This is a genomic window from Paucibacter sp. KBW04 (assembly GCF_003852425.1).
Classification (GTDB): Bacteria; Pseudomonadota; Gammaproteobacteria; order Burkholderiales; family Burkholderiaceae_C; genus Paucibacter_A.
In genome coordinates this window covers 44,114-62,663 of the sequence record NZ_QAJN01000013.1, presented here as the reverse complement: position 1 = coordinate 62,663, position 18,550 = coordinate 44,114, and the positions used below count along the sequence as shown (strand labels likewise).

The following is an 18,550-nucleotide window of genomic DNA, read 5'->3' as shown; positions in this document are numbered from 1 at the left end:
ATGCGAATCCTGCTTGCCGAAGATGACCCCCTGTTGGGCGATGGCCTGCGCGCCGGCCTGCGCCAGCTGGGTTTTCAAGTCGATTGGGTGCGCGACGGCCTGGCGGCCGAGCGCGAGGCCCGCGCCCAGGACTACGCCGCCCTGGTGCTGGACCTGGGCCTGCCCAAGCTGGACGGCATGGAGGTGTTGATGGCCTTGCGTCGCGCGGGCCTCACGCTGCCGGTCTTGGTGCTGACGGCCCGTGACGCCCTGCCCGAGCGGGTGCGCGGCCTGGACGCCGGGGCGGACGACTACGTCATCAAGCCGGTCGATCTGCAGGAGTTGGCCGCCCGCCTGCGCGCCCTGGTGCGCCGTGCCCACGGCCAGCCGCAGGAAACGCTTAGCGTGCAAGACGTGCAGCTGGACCCCGCCGGCCGCAGCGTGAGGCAAAACGGCCAGGAGCTGAGCCTGTCGATACGCGAGTTCGATTTGCTGCATGCCTTGATGTTGAACGCCGACCGGGTCTTGTCGCGCGAGCAGCTGGAGCAGCATCTCTACAGCTGGGGCTCAGAGGTGGACAGCAATGCGGTGGAGGTGCATGTGCACCATCTGCGCAAGAAGCTGGGTGCCGGCCTGATTCAGACCGTGCGAGGTGTGGGTTATCTGCTGACCCGCCAGCGGGCGCCCTGATGTCGCGTCATGCCCATTCCTTGCAAGGCCGGCTCTTGGCCTGGGTGCTGGCCCTGGTGGGGGCGGTGTGGCTCAGCACGGCGCTGCTGACCTGGTTTGATGCCCGGCACGAGTTGACAGAGTTGCTGGACAGCCATCTGGCCCAGGCCGCCGCCTTGCTGGTGGTGCAGCAGTCCCACGACCTGGCCGAGGACGCGCATGAGCTGGACACGCCCAGCCTGCATCACTACGCGCCCAAGGTGGCGTTTCAGGTCTTTCACGAGGGCGAGCTGGCCTTGCGCTCGGCCAATGCGCCGGTGGCGCCTATGCTGGATTTGCGTGAGGCGCGCAAGCAGGGCTTTCAAACGGTGGTGTTGGACGGGCTCAGCTGGCGAGTCTTCGCTACGCGCGGCCAGGAGCGCGATGTGCAGGTCTTGGTGGGCGAGCAAATCGCCTCGCGCGACTCGATTCTCTGGGCCGTTTTGCGCAGCACCTTGTGGCCCATGCTCTTGGCCCTGCCGCTGCTGGCAGTCGGCTTGTGGTGGGGGGTGAGGCGCGGCTTTGCGCCCATGCGGCGCATGGGGCAGGAGCTGGCCCAGCGCCCGGCGGGTGATTTGCATGCACTCGACGCGAGCCAAGCGCCGCGCGAGATGCAGCCCATGCTGACGGCCTTGAACGGCTTGTTCCAGCGCATCGCCGAGCTGATGGCGGCCGAGCGCCGGTTTACCGCCGATGCCGCCCATGAGTTGCGCACGCCCATTGCCGCCATCCGCACCCAGGCCCAGGTGGCCCTGGCCGAGCCCGAGGCTGGCCTGCGCGAGCATGCCCTGCAAGCGACCTTGGCGGGCTGCGATCGTGCCAGCCATCTGGTCGACCAACTGCTGACCTTGTCGCGGCTGGAGTCCGGCGAAGCGCCGCCTTTGCAGGCCTTGGATCTGGCGCCCTTGCTGCGCGAGCAAGTGGCTCAGCAGGCCGTGCAGGCGGTACAGAAGGGGCAGACCGTGGCGGTCGATGCGCCAGGCTTGTTCATGCTCGCGGGCAATGCCAGCTTGCTCGCGGCCCTGCTGCGCAATCTGCTGGACAACGCGATTCGCTACAGCCCGAACGGGGCGCAGATTCGCTTGAGGCTTGAGCGCGCCGCAGACCGCGTGCGGCTCACCGTGGCGGACAGTGGCCCAGGCATGAGCGAGTCAGATCTGCAGCGCCTGGGCGAACGTTTTTTCCGCGTGCTGGGCCATGAGCAGCCCGGCAGTGGCCTGGGCTGGTCCATCGTGCGCCGCATCGTGGCGGCGCATGGCGGGCGGGTGCAGCTTTCGCGCTCGGCCGAGCTGGGGGGCTTGGCGGTGCAGATCGATTGGCCTGGGGCCTCAATCTGACATCGTGGCCGTGGGGAAGAAGGGCAGGCTGCGCACCCTCGCTCCAGTCAGCTTGAACCAGGCGTTGGCCAGGGCCGGCGCGAAGGTGGGCACGCCCAGCTCGCCGATGCCGCCAATGGTGTTGGCCCGGTTCATGGCCGTGGGCTGAGGCATCAGAATCACCTGCACCGTGGGCATCTCGCGCAGGCGGATCATGCGGCTGTTGTTGAAGTTCTTGACCTGGGCCGCAGCGTTCACAAAGGTCTGGCGGCCGTAAAGCGTGGCGTTCAAGGCGTGCACGACGCCACCCATGATTTGTGCTTCCACCGAGCCGGGGTTGACGACCAGATAGGGGTCAACCGCCACCCAGACTCGCGTCACCTTGGGGCCACCCGTGCCCTGGCTGACCTCGACCACCTGGGCCACGATGGTGTTGAAGGCCGTGCCAATGGCGATGCCCTTGGCCGTGCCGGCGGGGCCGGGGCTGCCCCAGCTGGCGGCATTGGCCGCCGCTTCCAACACGGCGATCCAACGCGGGTTGGTGAGGCGAGCGCGGCGGAATTGATAGGGGTCTTGGCCGGCGGCGGCGGCCAGCTCGTCCATCATGGACTCGACCGCAAAGGTATTGATGGAAGCGCCCACCGAGCGCCAGAAACCCACCGGGATGGGCGAGGTATGGCTGACCCATTCGACCAGGTTGGCGCCAAAGCTATAGGGCAGGGCGTTAGAGCCCTCCGAGCCCTGGCTGTCGCCGGTGGCGCCCAGGACCGCTCCGCGCTGACCGAGGATGGAGGGCGAGACATTGCGATAGCGCCAGCCGGTGATGGCCTTGTTGGCATCCAGGCCGGCACGCACTCGCACCAGGGCCATGGGGCGATAGACGTCGCGGGTGAAGTCTTCCTCGCGCGGCCACATCAGCTTGACCGGCCGGCCCACGGCCATGGCGACCTGCACGGCCTGGCTGATGAAGTCCACCTCGGCCTTGCGGCCCAGGCCACCGCCCAGTGAGGTGGTGTGGAAGATGATTTGATTGGCGGCCATGCCGGTGAGGGCCATCACTACCGTCAGCGCGCTCTTGGCGGATTGGGTCGGCGCCCAGACCTCGCAGCGCTGGCCGGCCACATAGTCCACCGTGCAGTTGAGCACTTCCAGGCAGGCATGGGCCACATAAGGCAGGCTGTAGCTGGCCTCGATTTGCTGGGCCGAGTTACTCAGGGCCAAGTCGACATCGGCGGTGCTGCGCTCCACGATGTAGGCCGTGCCCGGCGGGTTGGCCGCGCCCGCCACGTAAGCGGGCGCGCTGCTCAACAAGGCCTGGGCGTCGCTCATGAATTGGGCGCTGTTGAGCGAGGCCGCATTGGCGGGCAGGGTCCATTGCGGGTTGAGGCGGCGGGCGGCTTGCCAAGCGTCCCAGGTGGTGGGGCCGACAACGGCCAGGGCATTGATGGCGCCCACCAGCTCGCTGCCGCGCGCCGTGCCGGCTGCGACCTTGGTGGGCACGACGGCCGTCATGCCTGCGGGCGTGGGCGGCACAGCGGCGAGGGTGCCGCCAAAGCTGGGGCAATGTTTGATGACGGCGTAAAGCATGCCCGGCACCCGCACATCGAGGCCGTAGACGGCGCTGCCGTCCACCTTGGCCGGGATGTCGACTCGCGGGATGGTCTTGCCGATGTAGCGCAGCTGCGCATCCGGCACCAGGGGCGCGCTGGCCGGGGGGCTGAGCTGGGAGGCCGCTCTGGCCACATCGCCATAGCTGACGGACTTGCCGTTGATGTGGCGGATGCGGCCGTTCTCCACCGTGTAGTGATCGCGATTGTTGTCACCCAAGCGCAGCATGGCGGCGTTCACCAGGGTCTCGCGTGCGATGGCCGCGGCGTCCCGCAACTTCCAGAAGTTGCCACGCGTCACCCCGCTGCCCACCGTGTTGATGGCCGTTCCAATCGGCGCCGGTGCGGCCACGGTGGGGGCACCTTGCAAGACGGTGATGCGGCTGGGGTCCACCATCAGGTCTTCGCACAGCACCTGAGCCAGGCCCGAGGGCGAGCCCTGACCCATATCGGAGGCGCCTACCGTGAGGTTGATGCTGTTGTCGACATTGATGCTCAGCCAGGTGTTGATCACCGTGGGGCGTGAGAGCGTGGAGCCGGCCGCCTGCGCCTCCTCCGTCTTGCTGGACAAGAAAAAGCCCAGGGTCAGGCCGCTGCTGGTGGCGAGGAACTGGCGTCGGTCCAGGCCTTCAGCTGCGTTGCAGGGGATGGATGAAGTCGGGGTGGTGTTCATGGCGCAAGCCTCCTGTGCAGATCGCTCAAAGGCCGCTGACGGCGGTCTTGATGCGCGGATAGGTACCGCACACACAGACGTTGTTCACCTCGCTGGCGATGCTGCTGCCGTGATGGCCAGCGGCCATGGCCCCGGCCACCCGCATCAACATGCCGGACTGACAGTAGCCGCATTGCGGCACCTGATGCAGGATCCAAGCCTTTTGCGCCGGGTGACTGCGGTCGGCGGACAGGCCTTCGATGGTGGTGATGCGCTTGCCTGCGGCCGAAGACACATCCACATCGCAGGATTTCTCGGGCTGGCCATTGAGCCAGACGGTGCAGGCCCCGCAGATTTCGATGCCGCAACCGTATTTGGTGCCGGTCAGTCCGATCACATCGCGCAGCACCCACAGCAGGGGCATGGAACTGCTGCTGACGCTCACCACATGATCTTTGCCATTGACATTAAGGGTGTAGGACGGCATGTCGGGACTCCTGAAATAAGCAGGGTTGACGGACTTGGCGCGAAGCGCTGGCGATTGTGCGCGCCCGCTTTTAAAGCGGCAATGCGCTCAATGTTTCCATTAGTAGCGCAGCCGGAAGGGCTTGTTGGGCTAGCTCAAACCCTTGACCGAGCGGCGCCGCCGGACCAAGAGCAAGGCGCTCAGGCCGCTCAGCAAAAGGCTGGCGGGGGCTGGTTCGGGCACCGCTTGCACTGCATTGAAGCCGGCGATCTGCTCGCCCACATAGTTGCCGACGAACTCATTGAGTACATTGCCGTGCGGGGTCTGCGAAGCCAGCGGGTCGACCAGGCCCTCGTCGTCGAAGCGGCCCAGATACTTGAAGAACTCGAAGCGCACGGCCATGGATGGGTTGCCCTTCAGGTCCACCGCCTTGCTGACCTCGTCGACAAAGCCGGGTTGCAAGACCTGCCACTCGATCTCGGTCTCACCCACATCGCCCAGACCGGCCACACCGGGGTTCTCATGGGCATGGTGGCCGCCCAGCAGATCGTTCAGGTCCACGTTCTCTGGCAAGGTGGTTTGAACGATCTTGACCCAGAAGGCATTGTTTTGCGGCACCACCGGGTCGACTCTTTGCGCCTGAATCACCGCCACCACCGGGGCTGCTGCGACTGGCGGCGTGAAGGTCACCGAAGGAATTGCCACATTGGCCGCGACCAAGGTACCGGGCGTGCCCGACTCGACCAACCAGCTATACCGGGTGGCGGTGGCCTGGCCGACGGTGCTGACGCCGAAGTGGTCGCAAGGCACATTGGGATAGCCCACATTGCCAAAGGCCCAGCAGCTCTCACCCGGCGTGTTGAACACGCCCGAGTCCGTGCCCGCGCTCCACTGGCCGTTGTTGTAGCTGGCCTTGTAGGTGATGCGTGAGCCGATCACATTGCCGTTGGCGTCCAGCAGATCGCTGATCGTGGGCAGGCCGTAGCGCTCGACATCGCCTGGCGAGGCGGTGCCGAAATTGCGGTTGAGCCCGAACACATCGGTGATCTCAGACCGATGAATCCCCTCCAACTCGATCTCAAAGCCATGGGCGGTATGCCCCGTGTCATTGACCGAATCGAAGTTGGCCAGGGAGCCGTAGGTGGCGGTGGCCTGCGCCAGCAAGGGCAGAGCGGCGAGTGATAGCGCGGCGGCAAGCGGGGCGAAAGCTTTTCTCTGCATGATGAATCCAGCACAAAAGAGGGGGCGAGTGGAAGCCTAGCTTTGTGTGCCTGTCAGAAAGCTGTCGGCAGCCTGGCCGCTGTTGTGTCCCCCCTAGCTTGTGTTTGAGGGCCGGGCAGGGCCTCGCTTCAGGCCTGAAGCTGCAGCTGAAGCTGAGAGTGAAAGCGAGAACAAGATCGAGAAGGATGGCCCATGCGTGTGCTCTTGATTGAAGACGACGAAGCTTTGCAAGCGGGCCTGAGCGAAGCCTTGGCCGCCCAAACTTATGCGGTGGATGTTTTCGCGCGTGGCGAGCTGGGTTTGGCGGCCTTGGAGGCGGTGGCCTATGACGCCTTGATCTTGGATCTGGGCCTGCCCGATCTGGATGGGCTGCAGGTTCTGCGCCGATTGCGTGCCCGCGGTCACGGCCTGCCCGTGCTCTTGCTGACGGCGCGCAGCGACTGGCAAGACCGGGTGCGTGGCCTGGACCTCGGTGCCGATGACTATCTGGTCAAACCCTTTGTGCTGCCCGAGCTGCTGGCCCGCTTGCGCGCCCTGTGCCGCCGCCATGCCGCCGCCCAGCATGCCTTGATCCAGCTGGGCCGTCTGAGCTTGGACACCGCCCAGCAAGTGGCGAGCTTGGGGGCCGAGCCCCTGGCCCTGACGCCCAAGGAATGGGCGTTGCTGCTGGATCTGTGCCTCAGCAGCCCCAAGATCGTGCCCAAGCGCAAGCTGGCTCAGGGCTTGAGCCAGTGGGACCGCGATGTCTCTGCCAACGCCTTGGAGTCCCATATTTCCCGCCTGCGCGGCAAGCTGGTGAATGCTGGCCTGCAGCTGGACACCGTACGCGGTGTGGGCTATCGCTTGGTGGCGAGGGAATGATGATGGCCTCGCTGCGGGCCTGGCCCGATTCAATTCGGCGGCGCCTGATGCTGGGTCTGGCCCTGGCGCTCAGCCTGGTCTTGGGGCTGGCCCTGCTGATCAACTATGAGCAGGCCTTGAATGTCGCCGACCAGGCTTTTGATCAGGGTTTGCTGAATTCGGCCGTGGCTTTGGCGGCGCGCATCGAGCTGGACAGCGACAACGATCTGGACGTGGACCTGCCCTGGTCGGCGCAAGCCATTCTGCAGACCGACACGCAGGACCAGATGCACTTTGTCGTCGCCCAGCAAGCGAGCGCGGGGCCAGACCGACTGATCTGGGGCGATGAGGGTCTGTTGCATTGCCTGGCGGCCAGCGCCCCGGCATCGAGTCCGGCGGTTCTGAGAAGCCCAGGCCGGCCCTCGACCCCCGTGCTGCTGAATCTGAGCTGCGAGGGGAACAATCTGCGTCTCTTGCGTCTGGATGCTCAGGGCCCGGACTCCCGGGCCCTGGTGATCGTGGCCGAGACCTTGCGCAAGCGGGAGGCCGCCGCACGCCAGATTCTGAAGCACTCCGCCGCGCTGGGCTTGGCCTTGTGGGCGGCGGCTTTGTTGACGGTTTATCTGGTGACCCGCCAGGCCTTGCGGCCCTTGGAGCACCTGGCCCGACAGATTGAGCAACGCGCACCGGCTGATTTGCAAGCCCTGCCCGAGGAGGGCCAGGCACAGGAGTTGCGCACCTTGTTGCGGGCCATGAATGCCTGGTTACTGCGCTTGCAGCGCCTGGCCCAAGCGCAGCGCAGCTTCGTCAACGATGTGGCGCATCAGATGCGCACGCCGTTGGCGGGTTTGTCCTTGCAGCTGGAATTGGCTCGGCAGGACTCGGGCCAGGCCACGGGCGCCCAGCGCCAGGAGCGCATCGACGCCGCCCTGGCCCGCATGCGCCGCCTGGTGGACAAGCTGCTGAGCCAAGCCCGCAGCAAGGCCGAGCTGGCTTTGCAAGAGCCTTTGCAGCGGCTGGATTTGCGTGAGCTGGCGGAGCAAGGAGCCAATGATTTCTTCGACGCGGCGAGCCGCCAGGGGGTGAGCCTGCAGTTTGAGCTGGACTCGGTACTGGTGCAGGGGCGGCAGAACGACTTGCAAGACTTGCTGAGCAATCTGCTGGACAACGCCTTGATGCACGCCGGGGCGCAGCAGCTGTGGATACGCTGCGGCCGCGACGGCGCCGAGGCCTTTCTGGAACTTGAGGACGATGGCGTCGGCATGAGTCAGGCCCAGCAGCAGCACTTGTTTGAACGCTTTCAGCGCGGGGAGGGCAGTGCGGGCACGGGCTTGGGCCTGGCCATCGTGCACACGGTGGCGCTGCAACACGGCGGGCGGGTCGAGTTGCTGCCGGCGCGGGTGCAAACCGGCAAAGTAGGCTGTCGCCTGCGTTTGAGCCTGCCGCTTGGGGCGCTTTCAGTCCGCGCAAGTTGACGCTGGCCGGTAACTCCTGCGGCCTAAGATTGTGAGCATGAAGATTGCGCTCATCGCCCACGACGGCAAGAAAAACGAGATGGTGGCCCTGGCGGCCGAGTTCAGCCCCTTTTTGCAGCGCTGTCAGCTGATGGCCACCGGCACGACCGGCGGGCGCTTGCAGCGCGAATGCGGCCTGAGGGTGGAATGCCTGCTCAGCGGCCCGCATGGCGGTGATTTGCAGATCGGCGCCCGCCTGGCGGTGGGCGAGGTCGATGCGGTCGTGTTCCTGCGCGACCCGATGACGCCCCAGCCGCATGAACCCGATATCAACGCCCTGGTGCGGGCCTGTGATGTGCACAACATTCCCTGCGCCACCAACCGTGCCGGCGCTTATTTGCTGCTGCGCCAGCTGAGCTTGGCGGCCTGAGCCCAGGAGTCTGTCGGACCTTCGACCGCGGCCGATGCCGCTTCAGCAGCCGTTTCCCCACGGTTTTTCTGGGCCCAAACGTGGCAAAACAGGCCCGAATTGAGGCCTGTGAGCCGTTCCGCCTCAGAACACCGTAAAATGCGCGGTTCATTCCAACTTTGGCGCGCCGGGTTTGGCTTTGTATTTCGGTCCCCGGGCGCTTGTTGCCCAGGGTTGCGGAGGGCAGGGCCGCGGCAGCGGGTTGGAGATCGTCTGCTTTTATCAGCATCCAATTCCTTGTACCGGAGCCATTCATGGGCAACAAAATCGTTACCGAAGCCGCACGTCGCGCTACCCCCCGTCCCGCCGCTCCTAATGGCGTGACCTTCACTGCTCCCCGCGGCCAAAAGGTCAGCCTGGAGCGCGGCTCGCACACCCGCAGCAAGAAGAACCCCGGCAAGCGTTGCAGCAACGGCGGCTAAGCCCTTGCCAGCTTGTGGTCCCGGTTCTTGGCTGAATCGGGTGCCCGTGCTGAGAACAACAGGCCCTACCATTCGGCAGGGCCTGTGTTTTTTTGAGCGATCCAATCCTGTGCTGGACGGATCTGCGCTCCTTTCTTGCTGAACACTGAATCACCGCCATGCTTCGCATCACCGAACTTCGCCTGCCGCTGGATCATGCCGAGGACGCTCTGCGGCCCGCCATTGAACAACGCCTGGGTCTCACGGATGCGACGCAGCTGCTGGGCTTCACCGTCTTCAAGCGCAGCTACGACGCGCGCAAGAAGTCGGCCATCCAGCTGATCTACACCATCGACTGCGAGTTGCCAGCCGCGCTGGAAGCCGAGCTTTTGCAGCGCTTTGCGGCGGATGCCCACATCAAGCCCTCGCCCGATACGAATTACAAATTTGTCGGCCATGCGCCGGCAGACTTTTATGCCCAGCAGCGACCCCGGCCGGTGGTGATCGGCTTCGGCCCCTGCGGCATTTTTGCGGCCCTGATCCTGGCCCAGATGGGCTTACGGCCCATCGTGCTGGAGCGCGGCAAGCAGGTGCGAGAGCGCACCAAGGACACCTGGGGCCTGTGGCGCCAGAGCGAGCTGAACCCCGAATCGAATGTGCAGTTCGGCGAGGGCGGTGCCGGCACCTTCTCCGACGGCAAGCTGTGGAGCCAGATCTCCGACCCGCGCCACCTGACCCGCAAGGTCTTGACCGAGTTCGTCAAGGCCGGCGCGCCGGAAGAAATCCTGTTCGTCAGCAAGCCCCATATCGGCACCTTCCGCCTGGTGTCCATGGTGATCAAGATGCGCGCCGAGATCGAAGCTCTGGGCGGCGAGATCCGCTTCGAGCAGAAGGTGACGGATGTCTTGATCGAACAAGATCACATCCGCGGCGTGGTTCTAGAGTCGGGCGAGCAGATTCGCACGGATCACGTCGTGCTGGCCCTGGGCCACAGCGCCCGCGACACCTTCACCATGCTGCACGAGCGCGGCGTGTTCATGGAGGCCAAGCCTTTCTCCATCGGCTATCGCATCGAGCATCCGCAAAGCATCATCGACGCGGCCCGCTTCGGGCCCAATGCCGGCAACGAGATCCTCGGCGCGGCCGACTACAAGCTGGTGCACCACGCCAAGAATGGCCGCTCGGTCTACAGCTTTTGCATGTGCCCCGGTGGCACGGTGGTGGCGGCTACATCTGAGCCCCTGCGCGTGGTCACCAATGGCATGAGCCAGTATTCGCGCAATGAACGCAATGCCAATGCCGGCATCGTCGTGGGCATCAGCCCGCAGGACTATCGCCAGGACGGCAAGACGGAAGGCCCGGTCAGCCCGCTGGACGGCATGGCCTTCCAGCGCATCTGGGAATCGCGTGCCTACGAGCTGGGCGAGGGCGGCTACAAGGCACCCGGCGCCCTGGTGGGTGACTTCATCAAGCGCCAGCGCAGCCGCGTGCTGGGCAATGTGGAACCGAGCTACAAGCCCGGCGTCACGCTGACCGATTTGCAGCAAAAAGGTAATGGCAGCCTGCCCGGCTACTGCCTGGATGCGATCCGCGAGGCCTTGCCCGCGTTTGAGCGCCAGATCCGCGGCTTCTCCATGGCCGATGCGGTGCTGACGGGTGTGGAGACCCGCACCTCCTCGCCCCTGCGTATCACCCGTGGCCGCGACTATCAAAGCCTCAATGTGAAGGGCCTCTATCCCGCCGGTGAAGGCGCGGGTTATGCCGGCGGCATCATGTCGGCCGGTGTGGACGGCATCGAGGTGGCCGAGGCCCTGGGCGCGGCCCTGCTGGCGCAGGCGGACTGAGCGGCGCCGCTCGGGTCTTCAGCGCGGGTCGCTGGGCTGGGCCCGACGCTGGTAGAACTGCTTGATCTGGGTGGCCATGCGTTGCTGAGCCTCGGGGCTCAGCCACTCTTTGGTGCTGCGGCGCAGCTCGGCCGCGCCGGCGGGCGTGCCTATCACCTGGTCTATGGCCCGTATCGCCGCCAGACCCCAGGGCGTGCGGGGGCAGGCGATGCCCGCCACGGGCGCCTCACTAGCGCCCTGGATGGGCAGGCTGGTGAATTCTTCGGCGCCCAGATTCCTCTGTCGCATCTGCTGCAGGCCGCCATCGTGCTCGATCAAATAGTCGGCACGGTCGCGCGCCAACATATCCAGCAAGCGCAGGCCAACGCCTTCGGTGGCGTACAGGGTGAAAGACTTGCTGCTGCCGGCGCTGGCGCTGGCGCTGCTCAGCAAGCCGTCCACATACTCGCCGTAGCTGCGACCCTTGGCGGCAGCTCCGCGCAGTCGCCCCTGTTCCAGCAAGCGCTTGAGATCGACTTCGCCCTCCGCATTGCGTGGCAGCTGGTTCAGCTTGTCGCGGCGCACCAGCAACTCGACCGGGGGTGCCAGCATGGTGTCGGTGAAATAGGCTTGGCGCTCGCGCTGAGGCGTGCGTATGGTGTTGGGGCGGCAGACATGCTCGCCGCGTTCGATCATCTGCCAGCTGCGCAAGGCATTGACCGACAGGCGCTCGTGCTTGATCTTGGGCAGGCGGGCGCTGATGTAGGCCGTCACACCGTTTTCCTTGCTGGCATCGGCATGCAGCCAAAGGATGTGCTTCACCTCGACCTCGGCAGCCTCCGAGGCCTGCGCCCCTGCGCCAGGATAGGCCCAGGCCGTGACTTGCACGGCGGCAAGGCCCAGGAACACCGTTAACTGCAAAGGCAAGTTCATGAGGTCGGTCTTGGGGCTGGACGTCCAGGCTCGCAGTTTAGGCTGCGTCGCTCGGAGCGCCCGAGCTAGAGGCATGTCGGCGCGGCACGGGTGGTTTACTTGGCCTTGGCTCCGTTGACGACCAGGGTCATGCAGCGGTAGCGGCGTTCGCCTTGCTCGACCTTTTCCAACTGCTGCAACACAGCCTCGCAGCGCCCGGCCTCCTTGAACTCTTTCAATGTGAGGGCGCCATGCCAGCCGGGACCGTTCAGGGCAATGAGTACGTAGAGAAGTGAAGGGGTCATCGAAAGGTGGCAAGTGAAAGAGGCATGCGCCCGAAACAGCAGCCTTTTGCTAGCACCTCGGGTGGCGCATCTTAGTGGGGTCTAACTTGCGTTTTTCTTTCGATGTGCGGTCTCTGGAGAAATGGAAATTTACACGCCCCGGCTGTTGCGAAAGCACCCTGGGTGCTTCAAGCCGGCATGATCTGGATCAATTCCTTGACGAACTCCAGTGCTTCCTCGGGCGTTGCGAAGTAGTACTCGCCCCCCAGATCGGCTACATCGCCTTCAGGACCTATGTGGACGATGGACCAGCCTTCGGCGCCGCCGCCGATGGCGCAGATGCCGAAGCTGCCGGGTGCCAATTCCTTGGCCGAGCCGGCGGTGATGAAGATGTCTTTGCCGAGATGAGAGTAATAGCGTTTCACCCCCGCATTGTCGGGCAAGGGGCGCTGCTCGCTATAGTCCCGCGCATTCAAGCCAGAAAACGGAGCGCAGCATGAAAAAAGCGGTATGGAACGGCGTCGTGATCGCCGAGAGCGATGACACGGTCTTGGTGGAAGGCAATCACTACTTCCCGGCCGAGTCGCTCAAGCGCGAGTACACCAGCTTCAGCAACCATCGCACAGGCTGCGCCTGGAAGGGCCAGGCGCATTACCTGAGCCTGTTCGTCAATGGCGAGATGAACCCCGACGCGGTTTGGTTCTACCCGGAGCCGACCGAGGCCGCGGCCGAGATCAAGGGCCGCTTTGCCTTCTGGAAGGGTGTGCAGATTATTGAGGACTGAACCGGTCAGCCCTCGTTCACCCGACTTACAAGTACAGGCGAATGATCTGCAAGGTCCACAGCGATTCTTTGTCGCTGCCTGCGCTTTCCCAGCGCTTGGCCTGGGCGGCGAGGAACTCGCGAGACTCCGCCGTGTCCAGATCGCCAATCGCCTTGATGGCCATGGCCCTATCCTGCCAGCTGCCTTCGCGGCGCTCGTACAGGCCCTTCAGGAAGTTGAACTGTTGGTTGGCGCCCAGGGTGCCCAGAGAGGAAATGGCCGCCAAGCGGACGTATTCATCGGCGTGTTGGCTGAGTTGTGTCACACGCTCGATGGCACGTGGGTGGTTGCTGAAACCCAGGGCATAGACGTCCAGATAGTCAGGGCCTTCCAGCTTGGGCTTGTCCAGCTTGGCCAGCAAGGCGTCCAGTTGCTTGTCGCTGGCGCGCCAGCCATAGCTCTTGGCCGCAATCTTGCTGGCGAGTTCCTTGACGGCCAAGCTCAGCGGTTCATTGAGCGTGGGTTCGATCACCTCATCAAAAGACCAGACCGGCACCTTGCCGCGCTTGACGAAGGCGGCCACGCGCTTCTTGCCAGACGGGGTGTCCACATCGGCCGATAGATAGGTGAAGGTGATGAAGGGTGAGAAGCCGCTGGTGCGATGGTTCACCATCCGGAAGGTCTGCAACTGCAGGCTTTGATCTGCGGCTTCGCTAGACACCTTGACCGCGAGACCGCGGGAGTTCAGCTCGGCCTGCAGGGTCTCGGCCAGAAAGCTGGCGGGCTGGATGGGGCCGCTGCTGGTCGACAGGCCCGCGGGCAGAATGCCGGTGCTGAAGTCGCGCTCGGCACCCTTGCGTTGATCCACGACGCTCAGCTTGGCCGGCACCGAGTTTGCAGTCGTGCCATTCAGGCCCGAGGGGCTGGGCGTCTTGACCAGATAGCTCTTGGGGGCACAGGCGCTGACCAATACGGTCAGGGAGATGAGCGCGGCGATGCGCAGGGGGCGGAAAAGTAAAGACATAGAGATCCTCGCTCCGGGCGTGTTTTGACCGCGAGAGTGTATCGACGGAGTGCACGCGCCGAGGCTAGGGGAATGCCATTCCTTCCTCAGGGGGCATTGCCCATGGGCCACAAAGCCCATAGCCGTAGCGGATTCTTCATGCGGCCGGCTTGGGCCTCGGCTTCGCGGCCCCAGCCCCAGAAGTAGTCGGCCCGCACGGCGCCGGTGATGGCGCTGCCGGTGTCCTGGGCCATGGCCAGGCGGCGCAGGGGCTGCAGGCTCAAGGGGTCCAGGCTGTCCAGCCACAAAGGGGTGCCGTAGGGGATGCTGGCCCGGTCCACTGCCACCGAACGGCCCGGAGTCAAAGGCACGCCCTGGGCGCCGCGCGGGCCTTTGTTGGGGTCGCCCAAAGGTTCCTCGCGGAAGAAGACGTAGCGCGGATTGCTCCACAAGACCTCGCTGGCACGCAGGGGGTTGCGGCGCAGCCAGTCGCGGATCTGCGGCCAGGAGGCCTCGCCGGGGCGCAGTTCGCCGCGCTCGATCAAGGCCTTGCCCACCGATTGATAAGGCTGGTCGTTATGGCCGGAAAAGGCCATGCGCACCCATTGCTCGCTGCCGTCCGGCGCGCTGATGCGCAGGCGGCCCGAGCCCTGGATCTGCAGCACCAGCAAATCCAAGGGGTCGTCCAGGAAGGCCAGCTCATGCTTGCGCAGGCGCGCCCGCAGCTGCGGCTCGCTCTCGATCTGCTGGCGGGTGAAGTAGGGCCGGCGCTGTTGCAGATCAGCCGGCGCTGCATGCACCGGCACCTGGAAGCTGCCTTGCGGTCGGCGTTTGGCCTCCAGCTGAGGCTCGAAGTAGCCGGTCAAGAGGCCTTGGCCCTCGCCCTCCAGGCTTTCCACCCGGTAGGGGCGCAGATGTTGCATCAGCCACAGGCTGGCCTCGGCATCGTTTTGCGGCGCTTCCATGCGGGCCTGGGCGCAGACCTCAGCCCAGCCGGGCGCGGGGCGCACACAGCCTTGCAGCAGGGCGGGCCAGAGCTCGCTGGCGCGGTCCTCGCCCCAGCCGGGCAATTCACTCCAGTCGGCGGCGACCCAACGCGAGCGCTCGCGCAGCAGCACCTGGCGATTGCGTTGCGGCGGGCTTTCAGTCTCGCTGCTGCGAGGCTCGCCGAGGCTGGGCGTGGATTTGCCCGCTGTGGCATTGGGCGGGGTCAGCGCTGTCGGCGGCGTGGAGCAGGCGGCCAGCAGCCCTAGAATCGCCAGCGCTGCCACGGAGCGCAGCATTCCAGAAACCGAGGCCGATGACATGCTTGTGATTTTGCTGGAGGCCTTGGCCGCCTTGGCGCTGCTCATTTTTATTGTGTGGTGGACCATGTTTTCGGGTCGCAAGAGCGGGGAGCGGCGCGTTGATTCTCAGGACGATCCGCCGCGCTGATCGTCCCGTGTTGACTTTGTTTACTGGCTTTGCTTGGGCGGGAGAAAGAAGCTGCGGGGCTGCTCGCGCAGACGCTGCCAGATGGCGCTCGTCACCCGCGCACGGTCGCTCAGGCGAATGCCGCGCGAGCGCAGCGCCACCTTCATCGCCAGATAAAAGCTAACGCCCAGATTCAGCACGCCTGTGCAGGCGATGCCGGCCACACACCACCAGAAGGCGCTCAGCTTGAGAATGTCAGGTCCCAGGGCGCCGGCCGCCGCGGCCAATTGGCCGGTGGACAAGGTGACGTGGCGCACGTCCAGCGGCAGGCCGATAAAGCCCAGCACCGGCGGCACCAGGCCCAGCATCAGACCCAGTGAGACATTGGCGGCCACGCCGCTGATATTGGCCCGCCACCAATGCGCCCAGCGCTGGGCGCGGGCGGCGCCCAGGCGGGCGATCAGGCCGGGGTTCCAGGCGATGGCAGCATCCAGGCGGCGGAAGACGAACCAGTTCTCCACCCAGCCCGCGATCAAGCTGCTGCTGAACAGCAGCACCCCGGTGAAGGCGGCGAAGATCAGCGAGGGCCCCAGCAAGGTGAGGCTGTGCAAGACGTAATTTGCCTGTTGCGGCCCGACCAGGGGCGCGCCGAAGATCAGCTGGCAGAGCACTTGCACGCCCAGCACCACCGGCGCCACCACGGCCAAATTGCCGAGGATGCCGGCCATCTGTGAGCGCAGCAGATTGGCCACCTCGTCGACAAAGCTCTGCAGACCTTCTTCGGTCTCGATGTGCTCCAGCTTCTGCGCCATCGCCGGCGCCGTCATGGCCGGTTGTTTGGTCGCCACCGTCCAGTGCAGCAGATGGATGATGACAAAGCTGGCGGCGTAATTGGCGCCGGCCCAGAAGCCGCTCCACAAGGCGCTCAGCCCTAGGGCCATGACCAGGAATTTGACGAAGGTGGTGCCGGCGATGATGGCGCCGCCACCCGCCGCGTGGCGCAGCATCAGGCGGTAGTCGGCACGGTCGCGGGTGATGTAGTGCTCGCCGGTTTCGGCGCTGCGCTCGGCCACCTTGCGGGCCAGCAGGGAGTAGTGGCTGGCAAACAGGGTGCGAATGCTGCGCCGCTCGTGGCCGACCCGCACCAGGGTGGCCAGCAGGCGCACCAGCTCCTGCTGGGGATGCTCGCCGGACAGGCAGTCCAGCAAGGCCTCGATGCGTTGAATGCGGGCCAGCAATTGCTCGACGGCAAACATGATGTCCACCGACACGCCGTACTGCTCCAGATGCTCGGGCACGCTAGCGGCGGCGCGGTGGCAGGCCTCCAGCAGGGCGCGCAGGTATTGCAGGCTTTGCTGGATGGCGGCCTGATCCTGGCCGTGCAAGGCTTGGATCAGGGATTCGCAGGCGCTGGCCAGTTGTTCAAAAGGGCGAGTGCCTAGCAGCTCCACGCTCATGCGGCGGCGCAGAGTGCCGTTCAGGCCGGAGGAGCGCACGGCGCTGACCAAGGCCGTCAGGCCGCTGAGCATGGGTTCTATCCAGGGCTTGGGCGTGCCGGCCTGGGGGGCGGCCTGGCCCAGGGCCAGCAGGTCGCTCAGGCGTTGGATCAAGTCCTCGTCCATGGCCAAGAGCCATTGCTCGTCCGACTCTTCGGGGAAGAGCAGGTCGAAGAGCTCGGCCAGGTCATCGGTGTCGGCGGTGCGCGGCAGCAGGTGCAGGCGCAGGCGATGGAAGCACTCGCTCCACAAGGCCACGCGCGGCGCGAAGCCCACATCGGCAAACAGGCCGACGGCCTCCACATCGCGCCAGATGCTGTTCAGCAACTCGGCGATGGGCTTGGCATGTTCGGGGTGGCGGTCCAGCACATTGAGCAGGTGCTTGAGGCGCAGCAGGGGCAGCGGCGTCTGGCTGGCGCTTTCCTCGCGGCTGGCCGGGTGGCGCAGCCATTCGAGCAAGCGGGCCAGCCACAGATTGCGAGCGGCCAGTTGGGCGCGGGGATCGGCGGCATTGAGCAGGGCCGTCAGATCCCAGGTCTTGGCGGGGCGGATCAGCATGGGCGAGAGCAGGCTCAATGCAGGGCGCCGCTATCGGCCAGCATGAACTCAGGCACTTCGGTGTAGAAGACCTCGGCATCTTCGGTCACGCACAGAAAGCGGCCGCGCATGCTGCCCTGCGGGGTGGCGATCTGCGCCCAGGAGCTGTACTTGAAGGACTGGCCCGGCGCCAGCAAGGGCTGGTGGCCGACGACGGCCAAGCCGTCCACCGTCTGCTCGTGGCCGCGTGCATCCACGATGGTCCAGTGGCGGGCGATCAGCTGGGCGGTGATATCGCCCGTGTTCTCAATCGTGATGGTGTAGCTATAGGCATGAATGCCTTGCTCGACTTGCGTCTGTTCGGCCAAGACTTCGACCTGGACGCTGCATTTGAATTGAGGATTTGCCATGGCGTGATTCTAGGTCGACGCTCTGTAAACCTGTGTGTCGGGGCTATGCTGGCGCCCCGGGTCTTTACCTTCTAGCTACCGCGAGTCGCCCATGAGTCTTGAAACGCTTTATCTGCCTCCCGATGGTTGGCCACGTTGCCGCTGGTGTGCGGCTGCGGCCGGGGACGAGGCCTATCTGCGCTATCACGACACCGAATGGGGCTTTCCGGTCGCAGATGACAAGCGCCTGTTTGAGAAGCTGTGTCTGGAGGGCTTTCAGTCCGGCCTGTCCTGGCGCACGATTTTGAACAAGCGCGAGGGCTTTCGCGCCGCCTTCGCTGGTTTTGATTTTGCGCAGGTCGCACGCTTCGGCCCGGCCGATGTGGAGCGCCTGCTGCAGGACGCCGGCATCGTGCGCCATCGCGGCAAGATCGAGGCGGCCATCAACAATGCCCAGCGCTGCCTGGAGTTGGTGGCCGAGCAGGGCTCCTTGGCCCGCTATATCTGGCGCTTTGAGCCGCAGCAGGAGGGCGGCGATGAGCCCGAGCCGCAAATGCTGACCGAGTCCGAGGCCTCACGCGCCTTGTCCAAAGACTTGAAAAAGCGCGGCTGGAAGTTTGTCGGCCCCACCACCATGTATGCCTTCATCCAATCCATGGGTCTGATCAATGACCATGCCCATGGCTGCGTGACCCGCGAGCAAACGGCCAAGGCCCGCGCGGCCTTCAAGCGACCGCGCTGACAGCTTGAAGTCAAGGTCCTGGCTCTGTCATGCGCTGGACACTTGGGCTGGGCACACTGCGCCCATCTCCCAACT

19 protein-coding genes are annotated in these 18,550 nt (G+C 65.2%); 9 read left to right on the top strand and 10 right to left on the bottom strand.

Annotated features, from left to right (window positions below; all coding sequences use genetic code 11):
• Together DBR47_RS16700 and DBR47_RS16695 are read left to right on the top strand one after the other, a co-directional pair.
• Nucleotides 1-669 (top strand): response regulator transcription factor, encoded by a 669-nt coding sequence (locus DBR47_RS16700; protein WP_124452107.1) that lies wholly within the window; start codon nucleotides 1-3, stop codon nucleotides 667-669.
• Nucleotides 669-2,024, top strand: coding sequence for an ATP-binding protein (locus tag DBR47_RS16695; protein ID WP_124452105.1), 1,356 nt, complete (start codon nucleotides 669-671; stop codon nucleotides 2,022-2,024). Before DBR47_RS16700 ends, DBR47_RS16695 begins: the two co-directional genes overlap by 1 nt.
• On the opposite strand, the gene DBR47_RS16690 is transcribed toward DBR47_RS16695, so the two are convergent.
• The 3 genes from DBR47_RS16690 to DBR47_RS16680 all read right to left on the bottom strand — a co-directional run bounded on the left by DBR47_RS16690 (nucleotide 2,016) and on the right by DBR47_RS16680 (nucleotide 5,949).
• The gene (locus DBR47_RS16690) at nucleotides 2,016-4,283 is read right to left on the bottom strand and encodes a molybdopterin cofactor-binding domain-containing protein (protein ID WP_124452102.1); all 2,268 of its coding nucleotides are present in this window, start codon (nucleotides 4,281-4,283) and stop codon (nucleotides 2,016-2,018) included. The genes DBR47_RS16695 and DBR47_RS16690 overlap by 9 nt on opposite strands.
• Nucleotides 4,284-4,308: 25 nt before the next feature.
• Nucleotides 4,309-4,749 (bottom strand): (2Fe-2S)-binding protein, encoded by a 441-nt coding sequence (locus DBR47_RS16685; protein ID WP_124452100.1) that lies wholly within the window; start codon nucleotides 4,747-4,749, stop codon nucleotides 4,309-4,311.
• A gap of 129 nt (nucleotides 4,750-4,878) precedes the next feature.
• Nucleotides 4,879-5,949, bottom strand: a complete 1,071-nt coding sequence (locus DBR47_RS16680; RefSeq protein ID WP_124452098.1) for a PEP-CTERM sorting domain-containing protein — start codon at nucleotides 5,947-5,949, stop codon at nucleotides 4,879-4,881.
• Nucleotides 5,950-6,141: 192 nt separating this feature from the next.
• Between DBR47_RS16680 and DBR47_RS16675 the strand changes: the two genes are divergently transcribed.
• The 5 genes from DBR47_RS16675 to DBR47_RS16660 all read left to right on the top strand — a co-directional run bounded on the left by DBR47_RS16675 (nucleotide 6,142) and on the right by DBR47_RS16660 (nucleotide 10,957).
• Nucleotides 6,142-6,810 (top strand): response regulator, encoded by a 669-nt coding sequence (locus tag DBR47_RS16675; RefSeq protein ID WP_124452096.1) that lies wholly within the window; start codon nucleotides 6,142-6,144, stop codon nucleotides 6,808-6,810.
• A gap of 2 nt (nucleotides 6,811-6,812) precedes the next feature.
• Entirely contained in the window at nucleotides 6,813-8,264 is a 1,452-nt protein-coding gene (locus DBR47_RS16670) for a sensor histidine kinase (RefSeq protein ID WP_197047115.1), read from the top strand.
• 37 nt (nucleotides 8,265-8,301) lie between these two features.
• A complete protein-coding gene (locus tag DBR47_RS16665) occupies nucleotides 8,302-8,673 on the top strand; it encodes a methylglyoxal synthase (RefSeq protein WP_124452092.1) in 372 nt (123 codons plus the stop codon).
• Between the two features lie 293 nt (nucleotides 8,674-8,966).
• The gene (locus DBR47_RS24730; RefSeq protein ID WP_197047114.1) at nucleotides 8,967-9,134 is read left to right on the top strand and encodes a hypothetical protein; all 168 of its coding nucleotides are present in this window, start codon (nucleotides 8,967-8,969) and stop codon (nucleotides 9,132-9,134) included.
• A 158-nt stretch (nucleotides 9,135-9,292) separates the two neighbouring features.
• On the top strand, nucleotides 9,293-10,957 hold the full coding sequence (locus tag DBR47_RS16660; RefSeq protein WP_124452090.1) for an NAD(P)/FAD-dependent oxidoreductase: 1,665 nt from the start codon (nucleotides 9,293-9,295) through the stop codon (nucleotides 10,955-10,957).
• Between the two features lie 18 nt (nucleotides 10,958-10,975).
• Here the strand turns inward: DBR47_RS16660 and DBR47_RS16655 are convergent, their stop codons facing one another.
• The 3 genes from DBR47_RS16655 to DBR47_RS16645 form a co-directional block, all read right to left on the bottom strand.
• Complete coding sequence (locus DBR47_RS16655; RefSeq protein ID WP_197047113.1) at nucleotides 10,976-11,869, bottom strand: TIGR02285 family protein; 894 nt, start codon at nucleotides 11,867-11,869, stop codon at nucleotides 10,976-10,978.
• 95 nt (nucleotides 11,870-11,964) lie between these two features.
• Nucleotides 11,965-12,153: a hypothetical protein gene (locus tag DBR47_RS16650; protein ID WP_124452086.1), complete on the bottom strand. Its 189-nt coding sequence runs from the start codon at nucleotides 12,151-12,153 to the stop codon at nucleotides 11,965-11,967.
• 167 nt (nucleotides 12,154-12,320) lie between these two features.
• Nucleotides 12,321-12,575: a hypothetical protein gene (locus DBR47_RS16645; protein ID WP_231512348.1), complete on the bottom strand. Its 255-nt coding sequence runs from the start codon at nucleotides 12,573-12,575 to the stop codon at nucleotides 12,321-12,323.
• A gap of 53 nt (nucleotides 12,576-12,628) precedes the next feature.
• Here DBR47_RS16645 and DBR47_RS16640 point away from each other — a divergent pair, with 53 nt between their 5' ends.
• The gene (locus DBR47_RS16640; RefSeq protein ID WP_124452082.1) at nucleotides 12,629-12,916 is read left to right on the top strand and encodes a DUF427 domain-containing protein; all 288 of its coding nucleotides are present in this window, start codon (nucleotides 12,629-12,631) and stop codon (nucleotides 12,914-12,916) included.
• A 25-nt stretch (nucleotides 12,917-12,941) separates the two neighbouring features.
• Here the strand turns inward: DBR47_RS16640 and DBR47_RS16635 are convergent, their stop codons facing one another.
• The 4 genes from DBR47_RS16635 to apaG all read right to left on the bottom strand — a co-directional run bounded on the left by DBR47_RS16635 (nucleotide 12,942) and on the right by apaG (nucleotide 17,754).
• Nucleotides 12,942-13,919 (bottom strand): HEAT repeat domain-containing protein, encoded by a 978-nt coding sequence (locus DBR47_RS16635; protein ID WP_197047112.1) that lies wholly within the window; start codon nucleotides 13,917-13,919, stop codon nucleotides 12,942-12,944.
• Between the two features lie 86 nt (nucleotides 13,920-14,005).
• Nucleotides 14,006-15,250: a murein transglycosylase A gene (locus DBR47_RS16630; protein WP_231512347.1), complete on the bottom strand. Its 1,245-nt coding sequence runs from the start codon at nucleotides 15,248-15,250 to the stop codon at nucleotides 14,006-14,008.
• Between the two features lie 102 nt (nucleotides 15,251-15,352).
• Nucleotides 15,353-17,365 carry a site-specific recombinase gene (locus DBR47_RS16625; protein ID WP_124452078.1) on the bottom strand — a complete coding sequence of 671 codons (2,013 nt, stop codon included), beginning with the start codon at nucleotides 17,363-17,365 and terminating at the stop codon, nucleotides 15,353-15,355.
• 14 nt (nucleotides 17,366-17,379) lie between these two features.
• Nucleotides 17,380-17,754, bottom strand: a complete 375-nt coding sequence (gene apaG / locus DBR47_RS16620; RefSeq protein WP_124452076.1) for a Co2+/Mg2+ efflux protein ApaG — start codon at nucleotides 17,752-17,754, stop codon at nucleotides 17,380-17,382.
• A gap of 91 nt (nucleotides 17,755-17,845) precedes the next feature.
• Between apaG and DBR47_RS16615 the strand changes: the two genes are divergently transcribed.
• Nucleotides 17,846-18,475: a DNA-3-methyladenine glycosylase I gene (locus DBR47_RS16615; RefSeq protein ID WP_124452073.1), complete on the top strand. Its 630-nt coding sequence runs from the start codon at nucleotides 17,846-17,848 to the stop codon at nucleotides 18,473-18,475.
• The last annotated feature ends 75 nt before the right edge of the window (nucleotides 18,476-18,550 follow it).

Bases quoted from the DNA above. Each gene is read 5' to 3' on its own strand.
- DBR47_RS16665 (WP_124452092.1), top strand. From the start codon at position 8,302: ATGAAGATTGCGCTCATCGCCCACGACGGCAAGAAAAACGAGATGGTG.
- DBR47_RS16650 (WP_124452086.1), bottom strand. From the start codon at position 12,153: ATGACCCCTTCACTTCTCTACGTACTCATTGCCCTGAACGGTCCCGGC.
- DBR47_RS16690 (WP_124452102.1), bottom strand. From the start codon at position 4,283: ATGAACACCACCCCGACTTCATCCATCCCCTGCAACGCAGCTGAAGGC.
- DBR47_RS16680 (WP_124452098.1), bottom strand. From the start codon at position 5,949: ATGCAGAGAAAAGCTTTCGCCCCGCTTGCCGCCGCGCTATCACTCGCC.
- DBR47_RS16635 (WP_197047112.1), bottom strand. From the start codon at position 13,919: ATGTCTTTACTTTTCCGCCCCCTGCGCATCGCCGCGCTCATCTCCCTG.
- DBR47_RS16655 (WP_197047113.1), bottom strand. From the start codon at position 11,869: ATGAACTTGCCTTTGCAGTTAACGGTGTTCCTGGGCCTTGCCGCCGTG.
- DBR47_RS16640 (WP_124452082.1), top strand. From the start codon at position 12,629: ATGAAAAAAGCGGTATGGAACGGCGTCGTGATCGCCGAGAGCGATGAC.
- DBR47_RS16700 (WP_124452107.1), top strand. From the start codon at position 1: ATGCGAATCCTGCTTGCCGAAGATGACCCCCTGTTGGGCGATGGCCTG.
- DBR47_RS16685 (WP_124452100.1), bottom strand. From the start codon at position 4,749: ATGCCGTCCTACACCCTTAATGTCAATGGCAAAGATCATGTGGTGAGC.
- DBR47_RS16630 (WP_231512347.1), bottom strand. From the start codon at position 15,250: ATGAGCAGCGCCAAGGCGGCCAAGGCCTCCAGCAAAATCACAAGCATG.
- DBR47_RS16670 (WP_197047115.1), top strand. From the start codon at position 6,813: ATGGCCTCGCTGCGGGCCTGGCCCGATTCAATTCGGCGGCGCCTGATG.
- apaG (WP_124452076.1), bottom strand. From the start codon at position 17,754: ATGGCAAATCCTCAATTCAAATGCAGCGTCCAGGTCGAAGTCTTGGCC.
- DBR47_RS16695 (WP_124452105.1), top strand. From the start codon at position 669: ATGTCGCGTCATGCCCATTCCTTGCAAGGCCGGCTCTTGGCCTGGGTG.
- DBR47_RS16675 (WP_124452096.1), top strand. From the start codon at position 6,142: ATGCGTGTGCTCTTGATTGAAGACGACGAAGCTTTGCAAGCGGGCCTG.
- DBR47_RS16625 (WP_124452078.1), bottom strand. From the start codon at position 17,365: ATGCTGATCCGCCCCGCCAAGACCTGGGATCTGACGGCCCTGCTCAAT.
- DBR47_RS16615 (WP_124452073.1), top strand. From the start codon at position 17,846: ATGAGTCTTGAAACGCTTTATCTGCCTCCCGATGGTTGGCCACGTTGC.
- DBR47_RS16660 (WP_124452090.1), top strand. From the start codon at position 9,293: ATGCTTCGCATCACCGAACTTCGCCTGCCGCTGGATCATGCCGAGGAC.
- DBR47_RS24730 (WP_197047114.1), top strand. From the start codon at position 8,967: ATGGGCAACAAAATCGTTACCGAAGCCGCACGTCGCGCTACCCCCCGT.